Source organism: Variovorax robiniae, from assembly GCF_037889955.1.
GTDB lineage: Bacteria > Pseudomonadota > Gammaproteobacteria > Burkholderiales > Burkholderiaceae_C > Variovorax > Variovorax robiniae.
In genome coordinates this window covers 126,663-141,386 of record NZ_JBBKZS010000013.1, presented here as the reverse complement: position 1 = coordinate 141,386, position 14,724 = coordinate 126,663, and the positions used below count along the sequence as shown (strand labels likewise).

Genomic DNA, 14,724 nt, shown 5'->3' with positions numbered 1-14,724 from the left:
TTCGGTGTTATCCGCAACGGAGCTTGAGAGGAGCTTCGTCAGTGCGCCAATTCAAACGGGTGCACCTGGATGTCGCCATCCGGGAACGAGGCCACCAACTTCAGTTCACCGCCCAGCGCCATGACGTATTGGCGCAGGGTGCTGACGTACATGTCTTCCCGGCGCTCCAACTTTGATACGGCGGCCTGTTCCACGTTCATGGCCTTTGCCACTTCGACTTGCGTCACTTGGCGGGCCTTGCGAAGTTCTTGAAGCTGCATCTCCACGAGCGTGGCCTCGGCGCGCGCGGCTGCGCGCGACTGCGCCTCTGGCGACATCCTGGCGCGAAGTTCACTGAATTTCCTGGCCATTGATCTTCCCTTCCTTTCTCAAAGTCTCGAGGTGCGTGTCGTACAACTTGTCGGCCATCGGCACATACATGTCGTACCAGCGGTCATTGCCGGTCTTGTCGCCACCGATCAGCAGGATGACGCTGCGGCGAGGATCGAACGCATAAAGAATCCGGTACGGCCGACCATCGTGTTGCACGCGAAGTTCACGCATGTGCGAGTGTCTCGAACCCCCAATCCCGGAGCTATGAGGGAAGCCAAGGTTCGGCCCCTTCGCTTCAAGCAGCCGCACCGATGAGTCGATGGACTCTTGCTCGGATTCGGTCAACTCGGCCCACCACTCTCCAAGTTCGTCGGTGTACTCCACCTCCCACTTCTTGGACATTATTCCCCCTGAAGACTATTCCATCAAGGCTATATTTTACGCCTGCTTTGAGTCGCCGGCGGCATCCGGCGCATCGGCAAAGTACAAACGGCACCCGAGAGCGGGTGCCGTTTGATGGAAGCGGGCGACAGGAAGAGGGCGAGAGTTCCTGCTACCGGTAATAAACCTCCACCCGCCCCTTCAACTTGATCAGCAGCGGCTTGCCCTTGCGATCGAGTGCGCGGCCGGCGGGGACCTTGATCCAGCCTTCGCTGACGCAGTATTCCTCCACGTCGAGCCGGTCCTTGTCGTTGAAGCGCACACCGATGTCGTGCTCGAACACGGCGGGGACATGGTGCGGGCTGCGCGGGTCGATGGAGAGGTGGTCGGGCAGCGGGGGCTTGGGGGCTTGGGTCGATTCGTCGGTCATGGGGTCGTATTCCTTGAACGCGCCATTTTCGTTGCAGGGAATCCCTCTTCATGAAACGGCAGGCGAGTGCCGGCCGCAGGGCTACGCCACTTCGCGCGGCGGGGCTTCGTCGACCGGCGTGCGCAGCAGCTTGCCGAGGTCGTAGGGCCGCAGGCAGGCGGCAGCCTCTTCCACCGGGCAGTGCAGCCAGTCGTCGAGCCAGCCCTCGCGCAGGAACACGGCCCGGCGTTCGCCCGGCTGCTCTTCCGAGGGCAGCGTGAGCAGCGCGAAGCTTTCCACGCATTGGCCGTCGGGCGCGCGCCAGCCGTTCCAGAGCCCGGCCAGCGCGAGCGGTTCGCCGTCGGCGCGGGTCACGCGCACCATGCGCTGGTCGTTCTCGCCGCGGCGATACAGCGCATCGGCCAGCACGATGCAGCGGTGGCCGCGCTTCCAGGGTTGCAGGAAATCGCGTTCGCGGGATGCCGATTCGCCGCGCGCCTCGAAGGTGGCGGGATAGTCCTGCGAGCCGGCGAACAAGGGAATGAGCCCCCAGCGTCCCAGCGCAGCCTCGTAGCGTGAATCCGGTGACGCGCCGCCCCGGTCGCCGCGCGGACGGCGCACGAACAGGCCCCGTTCGCCGGGCCGGACGAACGGCGCGGGCGCCACGCAGGGCAACTGGAATCGCTCCTGGTAATGGTGCGTATCTCGGGCGGACTCGTAGACGATCGTCATGGAATGCTCGGTGGACGGGTTCCGGCTCGCGGGGATGTGTCAGGGCGCCGGCGCGATTTTGTACCGACCCAAGTGCCTTCCGTGCGCCCACTGCTACGCACAATCCCGCCCTTTTCAATGTGAATATTCACCAAGACGCGGCATCCGAGAACCAAAGTTCACAACTGGAAGCGTGACGCGCGAAACGGCGCCGGATCGAAGGCGCAAGGCTCGCCGGCCATCATGGCGCCCAGCAGCGCCGCCGTGCCGGGGCCGGTGCTGAAGCCGATGTGCTGGTGGCCGAAGGCGAGCCACAGGCCTGCATGGCCCGTGCATTCGCCGATGATCGGCCGGCTGTCAGGCAGGGTCGGGCGGCTGCCCAGCCAGGGCTCGGCTTCGAGGCGCTGGTCCAGCGGAAACGCCTCGCGCGCCGCACGCTCGGCCAGTTCGAGTTGCACGAGGTTGCGCGGCGCATCGCGTGCGGTCAGTTGCACGCCGGTGGAAAGACGCAGGCCTTGCTCCATCGGCGAAAGCACATAGCCGCCGCCGGTGTCGTAGATGGGCCGCCGCAGCGATGCGCCGCCCGCCGCGCCGTAATGCATGTGGTAGCCGCGCTCGAAGGCCATTGGCACATGCAAGCCCAGCGCCTTCTTCGCGAACTCGCGGGTCCACGGGCCGAGCGCGAGCACCACGCGCGAGGCTTCATGCACCGTGCCGCCTTCCTCGACGATGCGCCAGGCATCGGCCTGCGATCGCTCGATCTTGTCGACGAGGGCTTGCCGGATGCGGCCGCCGCGTGCGATGAACAGTTGGGCATAGGCCTCGACCACCCGGCCCGGGCTGTCCACCGAGGCCGCATCCTTGATCCACAGCGCGCGCGGAAAGATCGGCTTCAGGGACGGCTCGAGTTCGGCCAACTCGTGTGCGTCGAGCGCTTGCGTCGCGACACCGAATCGCTCGTAGGTCTCGCGCGACAGGCGGGTGCCGGCAAACGCTTCCTCCGAGCGGTAGAGGAACACCCAGCCGGTCTCGCGCAAGCGATGGGCCACACCGGCCTCCACAAGCAGCCGCCGGTGCGCCTCGCCCGAAAGCCGGATCAAGGCATCGAGCGCCGTCGCGGTTTCCTCGAAGGCGCTCGCCCGCGCCCTCGACAGGAAGCCCAACGCCCAGGGCAGGTTCCTGGCGATGAACGCCGGGTCATGGCGGAAGCTGGCCGAGGTGTTCTTCAGCAGCTTGGGCAAGGAGGCCCAGAGTCCGGGGTTGTTGAAAGGCACGAGCGAACTGCGGGCGAGCACGCCGGCATTGCCGTAGGAGGCCTCGCGGCCTGGCGACGTGCGGTCGAGCAGCGTGACGTCGAAGCCGCGCCCTTGCAGTTCGAGTGCGCAGGACACGCCGACGATGCCGGCGCCGAGGATGGCTACTGTGTTCTTCATTGGGCCGCCATTGTCCGATGCAGGAATGGCGGACTTCGGCGGCGCACGGGCGCGTCGGATTCAGCCGAAAGTGATCCCTTGCGCGAGCGGAAGGTCCTTCGAGAAATTGATGGTGTTGGTCGTGCGCCGCATGTACTGCTTCCACGCGTCCGATCCGCTCTCGCGGTCGCCGCCGGTCTCTTTCTCGCCACCGAAGGCGCCGCCGATCTCCGCGCCGCTCGGCCCGATGTTCACGTTGGCCATGCCGCAGTCGGAGCCGGCCGCCGAGAGGAAGGCCTCGACTTCGCGCAAGTCGTTCGAGAAGATGCAGGACGAGAGGCCTTGCGGGACGTCGTTGTGGATCGCGATGGCCTCGTCGAAGTCGTCGTACGCGATGACGTAGAGCAGCGGCCCGAAGGTTTCCTCGCGCACGATCGCGGTCTGCGCGGGCATCTCGACGATGGCGGGGCGAACGTACCAGCCGTTCGGGAATTCATCTTCAAGTGCGCGCTCGCCGCCCGTCAACACCTTGCCGCCTTGCTCCTTCGCGGTCGCGATCGCGTGTTGCAGGGCATCGAAGGCCCGCTGGTCGATCAGCGGCCCGACCAGCGTGCCCGCGGTCAGCGGGTTGCCTATGCGCAAGCTCGCATAGGCCGGCAGCAGCTTGCCCAGCAACGCATCCTTGACGCCTCGATGCACGATCAGGCGGCGCAGCGAGGTGCAGCGCTGGCCCGCCGTGCCCACTGCGCTGAAGAGGATCGCGCGCACCGCCATGTCGAGGTCCGCCGCGGGCGTGACGACCATCGCGTTGTTGCCGCCCAGTTCAAGGATGCGCTTGCCGAAGCGGCTCGCCACCTTCGGCCCGACGATCCGGCCCATGCGGGTCGAGCCGGTCGCCGAGACGAGCGGAATCGCCGGGCTGTCGACGAGCTTTTCCGCCAGCGACGCGCCGCCGATCACGATCTGCGCCAGCCCTTCCGGCGCCCGATCGCCGAAGCGCGCGATGGCTCGCTCCAGCGCCTTGAACGTGGCGAGCCCTGACAACACCGCCTTCTCCGACGGCTTGAAGATCACCGGATCGCCGCACACCAGCGCCAGCGCGGCGTTCCAGGCGAACACCGCGCTCGGGAAGTTGAACGCAGTGATGACAGCCACCGGGCCGAGCGGGTGGTACTGCTCCATGATCCGATGCCCCGGCCGTTCCGACACGATGGTCTTGCCATGCAACTGGCGCGACAAGCCCAGCGCGAACTCGCAGATGTCGACGCCTTCCTGCGCCTCGCCCAGGCCTTCCTCGGTGATCTTGCCGACCTCGATGGACACGACCCAGCCGATGTCGCGCTTGGCGTGGCGCAGCTCGTCACCCCACAGCCGTACCAGTTCGCCGCGCACCGGCGCGGGCACCAGGCGCCATTGCTGGAAGGCTTCCTTCGACTTCGCGATCAACGCGTCGACTTCGCCGGGCGTGGTCTCGCGCACTCGCGCCAACTCGGCCCCATCGATCGGCGAGCGCACGCCCAGCGTGCCCCCCTCGATTTCTTCCGGCGCGATGCCGCAGCGCTGCAATACGGACAGCAGTTCACTCATGGTTCTTCCTCGATGCATTGGATCAGGCATGCGCGGGTTCATCCCGCTGCGCGACGGCCTTGGGCGAGCCGCCCAGACCCCCGTAATAGTGCCCGACCTTCGTCCCGAGGAACTGCGCGAGCGCCACCTGCTCCTGGCCGACAAATCCCTTGGCCGGCAGTTGGCCCCGCAGCAGCAACTCGAACACACCGACCACGCCCGCGGCCGTCGTCAGTTCGATGGCCGTGCGCTCCTTGCCGCGCAGCACCGAACCGAACACGCGGCACACCCGCGTCTCCTGCTCGAAGCGCCCGTCGCGCAGCCCCGAGGCCGACGCGAACAGGATCACCACGTCCTCACGGCTGTGTGGCACCGCATGCTCCAGCACCTGGCGCAGCAGGTCGCGCCGCTCGATCAGGCGCAGGTCGTGCAGCAGGAAGTCCATCGCGTCGCGGTGGCCCGGATAGCGGATCGTCTTGTAGTCGAGGTTGCGCACCTTGCCCTTCAGGGTCTCGCACAAGGTGCCGAGGCCGCCCGAGGTGTTGAAGGCCTCGAAGGCTTCCGCATCCAGCGTGAAGGTCTCGTGCCCTTCCATCGGCTGCACCGAGACAAGCTGGCCGTTGACGATGGCATCGCACGGGTTGCAGTACTCGTTGATGACGCCGTCGATGCTCCAGGTGAAGTTGTAGCGCAGGCTGTTGGTCGCGTTGCGCGTGAGTGCGCCCACGCGCAGCCGCAGGTCGTAGAGCTCGTCGAAGTCGCGTGCGAGTTCGCCGCCGAGCATGCCGATCACGCCGGGCGCCAGTCCGCATTGCGGCATCAGCAAGGAGGTGGCCTCGCGCGAGAGTTCGCGGATTGCCCGGGTGGCCGCGACATCCTCGGTCAGGTCGAAGTAGTGGACGCTGCATATCGCTGCCGCCGTGGCCACGCGTTGCGCGAGGTAGAAGGGCAGGCAGTTGATCACCACCTGGTGTGCAGACAGCGCCGTGCGCAGCGCTTCGTCGTTCTCCACGTCCAGCGCGATGCGGCGCACCAGCGCGTCGTTGTCGTGGCTCGCGCCGGGCTTCACATCGGCCAGCGTCACCGGCAGGCGATGGTGCTGCGCAATCATGTCGGCCACCGTGCCGCCGACCTTGCCCGCGCCCAGCACCAGGACCTTGTGGATGTCGTTGCGCTTCCGGGTGGTCATGTTCGTTCTCCTTCAGGCACCGTGCCCGATGGAAGAATTCTGGAAGCGGGTGCTGGCAGATGCCAGCGTGCAGAACGTCGAAAGCGCGCGCCGCTTCGTCGAATCGACGAGCGCTTTCGTCATGTCGATGGTGGTGTGCGCGGAAGCTGTGCGGGCAACGCCACAATCGGCGCAGTTGCATCAAGGCCGACCCATGGATTCACGACTCGACGACCTCGACCATCACCTGCTGGCGCTGCTCCAGGCTAACGCGCGCGAGCCGGCGGCCAACCTCGCGCGCAAGCTGAAGATCGCCCGGACCACGGTGGTCGCACGCATCGCGCGGCTGGAGCGCGAAGGCATCGTCGCGGGCTACGGCGTGCGGCTCGGCCATCGGCTGGAGCAGGCAGTGGTGCGCGCCTTCTGCGGGCTGAGCGTCAATGCCAAGGGCGCATCGGCGGTGATGCGCGCGCTCGAACGCCTGCCCGAGGTGGAAGAGGTCTGGGCGGTCAGCGGCGAGTTCGACTACATGGTGCTGCTGCGCTGCGGCACGCCCGAGCAGCTCGACGCGCTGCTGGACCAGTTGGGCCAGATCGAGGGCGTCAAGAAGACGCAGACCTCGATCGTATTGAGCCGCAAGATCGACCGGCGCGGCGCGGTGACCTGACGGCCTGCGGAGGCCGCAGTTCGATCAGGCGGGCTGCGCGGCAGCGCAGCGCACCCACTGGCGGCCCACGTCTTCCTTGCGGCCGATGACCTTGAGAAAGCCTCGTTCATCGAACTGGCCGATGTCGCCCGTGCGGAAGTAGCCGTCCTCGGTGAAGGCGGCGGCGTTGGCCTTGGGCTGTTGCCAGTAGCCGCGCATGACCTGCGGGCCCTTCGCGCAGATCTCGCCCGATTCGCCGACCGGTACTTCAAGGCCCTCGTCGTCCAGCAGCTTGATGTCGGTGGAGGGCAGGGGCAGGCCCGCGTGGCCGCTGAATGCCTCGATGGAGGGCGGGTTGACCGACAGCGCCGGCGAGGTCTCCGCCATGCCATAGCCCTCGCGGATGAAGCAACCAGTGATCGCCTGCCAGCGTTCCGACATGTCGGCGACGACCGCCGCACCGCCGGCGCCCGACAGCCGCAGGCGCGACCAGTCGACCTCGGCCAGGCCAGGGTGCTGCATCAAGCCCACATACAGCGGGTTGCCGCCCACGAAGACGGTAGGCCGCGCCTGCTTCAGCGTGCCGACCAGGGCGTCCATGTCATGCGGATTGCTCACCAGCCAGTTCTCCGCGCCAATCGAGAAGTAGCTCATGAAGTTCACCGTGCATCCGAAGATGTGATATAGCGGCAGCGCGGTGACCACGACTTCCTCGCAGTCGCGCGTGGCATGCGGCAGGAAGGCCTTCAACTGCTCGGTGTTGGCGACCAGGTTGCGGTGCGACAGCGCCGCGCCCTTGGACGGGCCGGTGGTGCCGCCGGCGTATTGCAGGAACAGCAGGTCGTCGCCGTCCAGTTCCACGGGCTGGCGCGGCAGAAGCGAGCCGATGCGCAGCGTGTCGGGGAAGCCGACGGCACCCTCGATGCGATCCGGCGTGCCGGGCTTCCAGCCGAGCGCGTCGCCCTGCGAGGGGCGATGGGCCACGATCACATGGCGCACCGGCGTGGTGGCGATGACTTCCGCCAGCATCGGCAAGGCCTCGGCGAGCAGCACGATGCACTTGCTGCCCGAGTCCTTCAACTGGTGCTGGAGTTCGTCCGGCGTGCTGAGCGGGTTCAGGTTCACCTGCACCGCGCCGGCCCGCATGATGCCCAGCAGGGCGATCGGAAAAGCCACGATGTTGGGCAGCATCACGCCCACGCGGTCGCCCTTGCGCACGCCCATGCTCTGCAGGTACGCGCAGAAGTTGCGCGAGATCGCGTCGATCTCGGTGTAGCTGTAGCGCTGGCCGAAGCTGACGAAGGCGGTCTTGCCGCCGTAGCGTGTCATCGCGGCTTCGACCAATGCGGTGACCGAAGGATGGATGTCGGGATCGATCCCGGTCGGGAGGCTCCCGTAGGAGGCGAGCCAGGGGCGTGAAGTCATCTTGCGTTGCAGTGGCCCGGGGTGATTCCGTTCCCTGGCGCAAGAGCGCTGGCTTCAGGACGGGGCTTCGGACCTCAAAGTAAACGAGGAGGTACCAATAATGCCGGCCTCAGGGGCGGTCGAACTGTTCGCAACTTATCAATTGGGGCGTTGCGAGGACGCCGGGGTGCCTTTTTTGCGACATTTCTCACGGTTGCCGTGGAAGTTTCCTGCGCCGGTCGTGCCGGATGCCCGCCTCAGCCTCCTGCTTTCCACTCCAGCAGCAAGTCTTTCGCCTGCACCCGATCCCCCGGCTTCACCAGCACCCGCTCGATCACGCCATCCCGTTCGGCGACGATGTGCGTCTCCATCTTCATCGCCTCCAGCGAGACCAGCGTGGCGCCGGCCTGGATGGACTGGCCGGCCTGCACTGGCACGGTGACGATGGCGCCCGGCATCGGCGCGCCGACGTGGCGCGGGTTGCCCGCTTGCGCCACCTCGCGCTTGAGCGCCGCGGTGGCGCCGGCCTTGGCCACCTGGACGGTGCGGGACTGGCCGTTGAGCTCGAACTGGACCTTGACCGCGCCGGCCGCTTCGTCGTCGTGGATGCCTTGCAGGCTCACCAGCAGCGTCTTGCCGGGATCGATCTCCAGCGCCACCTCGTCCTGCAAGCGCAGGCCGTAGAAGAAGGTCGGCGTCGGCAGCACGGAGGTGTCGCTGTGCGTGTTCAGGTGCTGGTGGAAGTCGCGCGCCACCTTCGGGTACATCAGCGCGCTGGCGAGCTGGCAGTCGTCGAGTGGCATGCCGGCATCGGCTTCGGCCTGTGCGCGTGCGGCCTCCAGGTCGACCGGCGGCAAGGCGTCGCCGGGACGGTAGGCCGCCGGCGGCGCGATGCCATCGGCCAGCTTCAGCACCTTGCGCGACAGCGCGGCCGGAAAGCCGTCCGGCGGAAAACCCAGCTCGCCCTTGAACAGCGACACCACCGATTCGGGGAAGGAGATCTCGTGCGCCGGGTTCTCCACGTCGGCAGGCGTCAGGTCGTTGGCGACCATCATCAGCGCCATGTCGCCGACCACCTTGGAGGTGGGCGTGACCTTGACGATGTCGCCGAAGAGCCGGTTCACGTCGGCGTAGGCCTGCGACACCTCGGTCCAGCGGTGCTCCAGTCCGAGCGAGCGCGCCTGTTCGCGCAGGTTGGTGTACTGGCCGCCGGGCATTTCGTGGCGATAGACGTCGGCAGTGCCGGCGCGGATGTCGCTCTCGAAGGGGGCGTAGAAGCGGCGCACGCCTTCGAAATAGGTGGACGCGGCATGCAGCGCGTGTTGCGACAGGCCCGGGTCGCGCTCGCTGTGCATCAGCGCAGCGGCCATGCTCGACAGGTTGGGTTGCGAGGTCAGCCCGCTCATCGCATCAAGCGCGCCGTCGACCGCATCGCAGCCGGCTTCGACAGCAGCCAGCACAGAGGCCGATGCGATGCCGCTGGTGTCATGCGTGTGGAAGTGCACCGGCAGCCCGGTCTCCTCCTTCAGCGCCTTGACCAGCGCCGTGATGGCGCGCGGCCGGCAGACGCCGGCCATGTCCTTGATGGCCAGGATGTGCACGCCGGCCTTCTGCAACTCGCGCGCGATGCCGGTGTAGTAGGCCAGGTTGTACTTGGGCCGCAACGGGTCGAACAGGTCGCCGCTGTAGCAGATCGCGCCCTCGCACAGCGCGCCGGATTCCAGCACCGCATCGATCGACACGCGCATGTTCTCGACCCAGTTGAGCGCATCGAACACGCGGAACAGGTCGATGCCCGAGGCGGCCGCCTGCTTGACGAAGAAGCGCACCACGTTGTCGGCATAGCTGGTATAGCCGACGCCGTTGGCGCCGCGCAGCAGCATCTGCAGCAGGATGTTGGGCACCTGCTCGCGCAACTGCGCCAGGCGCTGCCATGGGTCTTCCTTGAGGAAGCGCATGGCCACGTCGAAGGTCGCGCCGCCCCAGCATTCGAGCGACAGCAACTGCGGCAGCTCGCGGGCATAGAAGGGCGCGATCGGCAGCATGTCGGCGGTGCGCATGCGCGTGGCGAAGAGCGACTGGTGAGCGTCGCGCAGGGTCGTGTCGGTCATCAGCACCGGCTTGCTGTCCAGCATCCATTGCGCGAAGCCCTTGGGGCCGAGGGCGCGCAGGCGGTCGCGCGAGCCGGGCGGGATGGGTGTGGCCAGGTCGACCTTGGGCAGGACCGGCTTGATGAAGGGCAGCTCGGGGAGCTTGCGCCCCTTCATCTCCGGATGTCCGTTGACCGTCACGTCGCCGATGAAGCCGAGCAGCCGGCTCGCGCGGTCGCGCCGCTTGGTGAACTCCAGCAGGGCCGGCGTGGTGTCGATGAAGCGCGTGGTCACCGTGCCGGCGGCGAAGCCCGGATGGTTGATGACGTTCTCGAGGAACTGCAGGTTCGACGCGACGCCGCGGATGCGGAACTCGCGCAGCGCGCGGTCCATGCGCTGGATGGTCTCTTTCGCGGTGGGGGCCCAGGCCGTCACCTTCACCAGCAGCGAGTCGTAGTAGGGCGTGATGACCGCGCCGCCGTAGGCCGTGCCGGCATCGAGCCGGATGCCGAAGCCGGCCGCGCTGCGATACGCGCTGAGCCGCCCGTAGTCGGGCAGGAAGCCGTTCTCCGGGTCTTCGGTGGTGATGCGGCATTGCAGCGCGTGGCCGTTGAGCTTGATCTCCGATTGCGGTGGCACACCGGTGGCGCGTTGCGTCACGCTGCCGTCAGCACCGGCTTCGTCTTCGCGCAGGCCGATGCGGCCGCCCTGGCTGATGCGGATCTGCGCCTTGACGATGTCGATGCCGGTGATGAGTTCAGTCACCGTGTGCTCGACCTGGATGCGCGGGTTGACCTCGATGAAATAGAACTTGCCGGTGTCGGCGTCCATGAGGAACTCGACCGTGCCGGCATGCGTGTAGTCGACCGCGCGCATCAGCTTCAGCGCGCTGTCGCAAAGGCTTTGGCGCGTCGCTTCGTCGAGGTAGGGCGCGGGTGCGCGCTCGACCACCTTCTGGTTGCGCCGCTGAACGGTGCAGTCGCGCTCGAAAAGGTGCACCACGTTGCCATGCGTGTCGCCGAGGATCTGCACCTCGACGTGGCGGGCGCGTTGCACCAGCTTCTCGAAGTAGACCTCGTCGTTGCCGAAGGCGGCCAGCGCCTCGCGCCGCGCCGCGGCCAGCGCGCCTTCGAGTTCGCCCTCGCCCTGGATCGCCCGCATGCCGCGACCGCCGCCGCCCCAGCTGGCCTTGAGCATCACCGGATAGCCGACCTCCGCCGCCATGCGCTTGCACTCAGCCAGGTCCAAGGGCAGCGGCGCCGTGGCCGGCATCACCGGCACGCCCGCGGCCACGGCGGCATTGCGCGCGGCCACCTTGTTGCCGAGGGTGCGCATCACGTCGGGGCGCGGGCCGATCCATTCGATGCCGGCATCGAGCACGGCCTGCGCGAAGTCCGGGTTCTCCGACAGGAAGCCGTAGCCGGGGTGGATCGCGTCGACCCGGGCGGCACGCGCCACGCCGAGGATGTCGTCGATGTCGAGGTAGGCCGCCAGCGGCTTCTTGCCTTCCCCGACGAGGTAGCTTTCATCCGCCTTGAAGCGGTGCAGCGCCAGCCGGTCCTCGCGCGAATAGATCGCGACGGTGCGCATGTTCATTTCGGAGGCGGCGCGCATCACGCGGATGGCGATCTCGGAGCGGTTGGCGATGAGGACGGAGCCGATGGGTCTGGGCAGCATGGGGTCTTTCGTGTGCCGGAGCGGCGGCGGAAAGGTGTCAGCACCAAACGTGCCTGTCTCGCAGTACAGCGCAAAAGCCGCGCGGGTTCAACCTGCGCGGAGGGCTCGCAGTCCGCAGGCCGGCAGTACCGCGGACCGCTACGCCCCCGCGACGAACCGGGCCAGCGCGATGAGGCCGCCCACAAGCAGCAGCACCAGCACCAGCGCGACGCCGACCAGCGTCAGGATGCCCACGCCCTCGGTGCGCGCATCGGCATCCGCGCGGCGGCCGCCGAGGCCGATGAAGCTCCAGAGGACGGTACGGACGGAACGGGGGAGGATTGACATGCGCCTGAATATCGCGCGAACGGCGGTTGAAAAACAGAGGCAGTTCGCGCCGGTTTCTGCGTAGCAGTTTCCGTGGTGATCCCAGCGGCGCCGCTAGACTGCCCGCGCAGTGACACCCCGCCAACTCCGCTACTTCGTCGAGATCGCCCGTGCCGGCAACATCAGCCAGGCGGCGGCGACCTTGCACATCGCGCAGCCGGCCTTGAGCCAGCACATGTCGGCCATCGAGCGCGAACTGGGCCGGCCGCTGTTCGAGCGCCATGCGCGCGGCGTGACGCTCACGCCGGCTGGCCGACGCCTGTTCGACCGGGCCAGCGCGATCCTGCGGCAACTCGAGTTGCTGCCCGATGAAGTGGCCGCCGCCACCGGCACGCCGCAGGGCGAGGTCCGCCTGTGCATCGCGAGCGCGGTGGCCGGCGCGCTGGTGGTGCCGCTGTACCGCTTGATGGAGGCGCAGTACCCGCAGGTACGCCTGTCCTTGCAGACGGGCGCATCGCTGCAAGCGCGCCAACTGGTCGAGACGCGCCGCATCGACCTGGCGCTGATGCCCAATGCCTTCGAGTTGCCGGGCCTCGAATGCGACCCGGTCTACGAGGAGCAGTTCGCGCTGTTTGGCGCGCAGGGAAGCTTTCCGGCGGAACTGGAGCGCATGGCCTTTGCCGACATCGGCGCGCGACCGCTCGTCACGCTCGGCCGCGACCATGACCTGCGCAAGCTGATCGAGCGCGTCGCCCTCGCGCTGCAATGTCCGCTCAACGTGCGCTACGAGTTCAACGAGCCCGAACTGATCCGCCCGGTGGTGCGCGAAGGGCTGGCCTTCGCGCTGCTGCCGCGTAACGCCTTCCTGGCGGTGGCCGCGCCGCACGACGAGGTGCAGTCGGTGCCGATCGAGGAACCGGCGCTGGCGCGCGTTCAATCGATCGTGTGGCCGGCCGGCGCGCCTCTCACGCCCGCCGCCGAGGCCGCGCGCCAGGCCCTGCGCGACACCATCTCGCACCTGCTGGAGGCGGGCACCTTGCAAGGGCGTTGGCTCGGGGCATAGCGAAAAACCTATGGCGCGGCCGTGCAAACGGTATTGGACCGCGACGGCGCCGTTTTTCCATACTCCAGCGACCGTGAGGGCCCGTAGCAGTGGCCTCGCCACCAATGCCTGGAGTGAGACAAATGAAGAGCAAGAACGTCGTCGTGATCATGTCCGACGAACACGATCCGCGCGCCATGGGCTGCTCGGGCCATCCGCTGGTGAAGACGCCGAACCTCGACGCGCTCGCCGCGCGCGGCACGCGCTTCCCCAACGCCTACACGCCCAGCCCCATCTGCGTGCCGGCCCGCGCCGCCTTCGCCACCGGCCTGCGCGTGCACCAGACCCGCCACTGGGACAATGCCGCGCCCTACACCGGCGACCCGGCCGGCTGGGGCCACATCCTGCAGCAGCGCGGCGTGCGGGTGGACAGCATCGGCAAGCTGCACTACCGCAGCGAGGAAGACCATGCCGGCTTCGACAACGAACTGCGACCGATGCACGTGGTCGGCGGCCACGGCATGGTGTGGGGCGCCATCCGCGATCCGTTCCTGAAGAAGACCGGCGGCGGCCGGCGCATGCTCGGCAAGTACATCGGCCCCGGCGAATCGCCCTACACCGACTACGACCGAGAGATCACCGACATCGCCACCGACTGGCTGGCCGAGGCGGCCACGCGCGACGAGCCCTTCGTGCTCTACGTGGGCCTGGTGGCGCCGCACTTCCCGCTGGTCGCGCCGCAGGCGTTCTACGACCTCTATCCGCTCGACAAGCTGCCGCCCGTCAAGCTACACCCCTCGACCGGCTATCGCCGCCATCCGTGGGTGCAGGCGTACGACGACTTCGCGCCGAGCGAGTCGCAGTTCAACTCGCCCGAGGAGCGCCTCGCCGCCTTCGCCGCCTACTACGGCCTGTGCAGCTTCCTCGACCACAACGTGGGCCGCATCCTCGGCGCGCTCGACGAGGCAGGGCTGCGCGACAGCACCACCGTGGTCTACACGGCAGACCATGGCGACAACCTCGGCGCACGCGGCCTCTGGGGCAAGAGCACGCTCTACCAGGAAAGCGTTTCGGTGCCGATGATCGTCGCCGGCCCGGACGTGCAGCCCGGTGTGTGCGAAACGCCGGTGGACCTGCTCGACCTGTTCCCCACCATCCTGCAAGCCGCAGGCATCGACCCCGCGCCGCACATCGGCGAGCGCAGCGGCCTGTCCCTGATCGACCTGTCGCAGCAGCCCGACCAACCCGAGCGCACGATCTTCAGCGAATACCACGCCTGCGGCAGCAACACGGCCGGTTTCATGCTGCGCAAGGGTCGCTGGAAGTACCACTACTACGTGCGCTACCAGCCCGAGTTGTTCGACCTGGAGGCCGATCCGGAAGAGCTGCACGACCTGGCCGGCGACCCCGCCTACGCGGACCGGCTGCGCGTGATGGAGCAGGCCCTGCGCGCCATCTGCGACCCCGAGGCGATGGACGAACTGGCCAAGGCCGACCAGGCCGAGATGATCGAGCGCGTCGGCGGCCCCGAGGCAGCCTCCACCATGGGCGCCGTCGGCGAAACGCCCGCGCCCCGCGTCATCGCCTGAACCCCGTCATC

At 67.7% G+C, this 14,724-nt stretch carries 13 protein-coding genes; 3 read left to right on the top strand and 10 right to left on the bottom strand.

Going from position 1 to position 14,724, the window contains the following annotated elements; all coding sequences use genetic code 11:
- Positions 1 to 38: 38 nt before the first annotated feature.
- The 7 genes from WKW79_RS25455 to WKW79_RS25425 form a co-directional block, all read right to left on the bottom strand.
- Positions 39 to 350, bottom strand: coding sequence for an XRE family transcriptional regulator (locus tag WKW79_RS25455; protein ID WP_340338008.1), 312 nt, complete (start codon positions 348 to 350; stop codon positions 39 to 41).
- Positions 331 to 714, bottom strand: coding sequence for a type II toxin-antitoxin system RelE/ParE family toxin (locus WKW79_RS25450; RefSeq protein ID WP_340338007.1), 384 nt, complete (start codon positions 712 to 714; stop codon positions 331 to 333). The genes WKW79_RS25455 and WKW79_RS25450 overlap by 20 nt, the downstream gene beginning before the upstream one ends.
- A 151-nt stretch (positions 715 to 865) precedes the next feature.
- Positions 866 to 1,123 carry a DUF3297 family protein gene (locus WKW79_RS25445; RefSeq protein WP_340338006.1) on the bottom strand — a complete coding sequence of 86 codons (258 nt, stop codon included), beginning with the start codon at positions 1,121 to 1,123 and terminating at the stop codon, positions 866 to 868.
- A gap of 81 nt (positions 1,124 to 1,204) precedes the next feature.
- Positions 1,205 to 1,834 carry an SOS response-associated peptidase family protein gene (locus tag WKW79_RS25440; protein ID WP_340338005.1) on the bottom strand — a complete coding sequence of 210 codons (630 nt, stop codon included), beginning with the start codon at positions 1,832 to 1,834 and terminating at the stop codon, positions 1,205 to 1,207.
- Positions 1,835 to 1,992: 158 nt separating this feature from the next.
- Positions 1,993 to 3,246 (bottom strand): NAD(P)/FAD-dependent oxidoreductase, encoded by a 1,254-nt coding sequence (locus WKW79_RS25435; protein WP_340338004.1) that lies wholly within the window; start codon positions 3,244 to 3,246, stop codon positions 1,993 to 1,995.
- 60 nt (positions 3,247 to 3,306) lie between these two features.
- Entirely contained in the window at positions 3,307 to 4,812 is a 1,506-nt protein-coding gene (gene amaB, locus WKW79_RS25430) for an L-piperidine-6-carboxylate dehydrogenase (protein ID WP_340338003.1), read from the bottom strand.
- 22 nt (positions 4,813 to 4,834) lie between these two features.
- Entirely contained in the window at positions 4,835 to 5,980 is a 1,146-nt protein-coding gene (locus tag WKW79_RS25425) for a saccharopine dehydrogenase family protein (RefSeq protein WP_340338002.1), read from the bottom strand.
- Positions 5,981 to 6,173: 193 nt separating this feature from the next.
- On the opposite strand from WKW79_RS25425, the gene WKW79_RS25420 reads away from it, so the two are divergent.
- A complete protein-coding gene (locus WKW79_RS25420) occupies positions 6,174 to 6,626 on the top strand; it encodes an Lrp/AsnC family transcriptional regulator (RefSeq protein ID WP_340338059.1) in 453 nt (150 codons plus the stop codon).
- Between the two features lie 24 nt (positions 6,627 to 6,650).
- Here the strand turns inward: WKW79_RS25420 and WKW79_RS25415 are convergent, their stop codons facing one another.
- From WKW79_RS25415 to WKW79_RS25405, 3 genes are all read right to left on the bottom strand, one after another.
- On the bottom strand, positions 6,651 to 8,030 hold the full coding sequence (locus WKW79_RS25415; RefSeq protein WP_340338001.1) for an AMP-binding protein: 1,380 nt from the start codon (positions 8,028 to 8,030) through the stop codon (positions 6,651 to 6,653).
- A gap of 236 nt (positions 8,031 to 8,266) precedes the next feature.
- On the bottom strand, positions 8,267 to 11,776 hold the full coding sequence (locus WKW79_RS25410; RefSeq protein ID WP_340338000.1) for a pyruvate carboxylase: 3,510 nt from the start codon (positions 11,774 to 11,776) through the stop codon (positions 8,267 to 8,269).
- 138 nt (positions 11,777 to 11,914) lie between these two features.
- Entirely contained in the window at positions 11,915 to 12,103 is a 189-nt protein-coding gene (locus WKW79_RS25405; protein ID WP_340337999.1) for a DUF2970 domain-containing protein, read from the bottom strand.
- A gap of 109 nt (positions 12,104 to 12,212) precedes the next feature.
- On the opposite strand from WKW79_RS25405, the gene WKW79_RS25400 reads away from it, so the two are divergent.
- Both WKW79_RS25400 and WKW79_RS25395 read left to right on the top strand, forming a co-directional pair.
- On the top strand, positions 12,213 to 13,145 hold the full coding sequence (locus WKW79_RS25400) for a LysR family transcriptional regulator (protein ID WP_340337998.1): 933 nt from the start codon (positions 12,213 to 12,215) through the stop codon (positions 13,143 to 13,145).
- Between the two features lie 122 nt (positions 13,146 to 13,267).
- Positions 13,268 to 14,713, top strand: a complete 1,446-nt coding sequence (locus WKW79_RS25395; RefSeq protein WP_340337997.1) for a sulfatase family protein — start codon at positions 13,268 to 13,270, stop codon at positions 14,711 to 14,713.
- Positions 14,714 to 14,724: the final 11 nt, after the last annotated feature.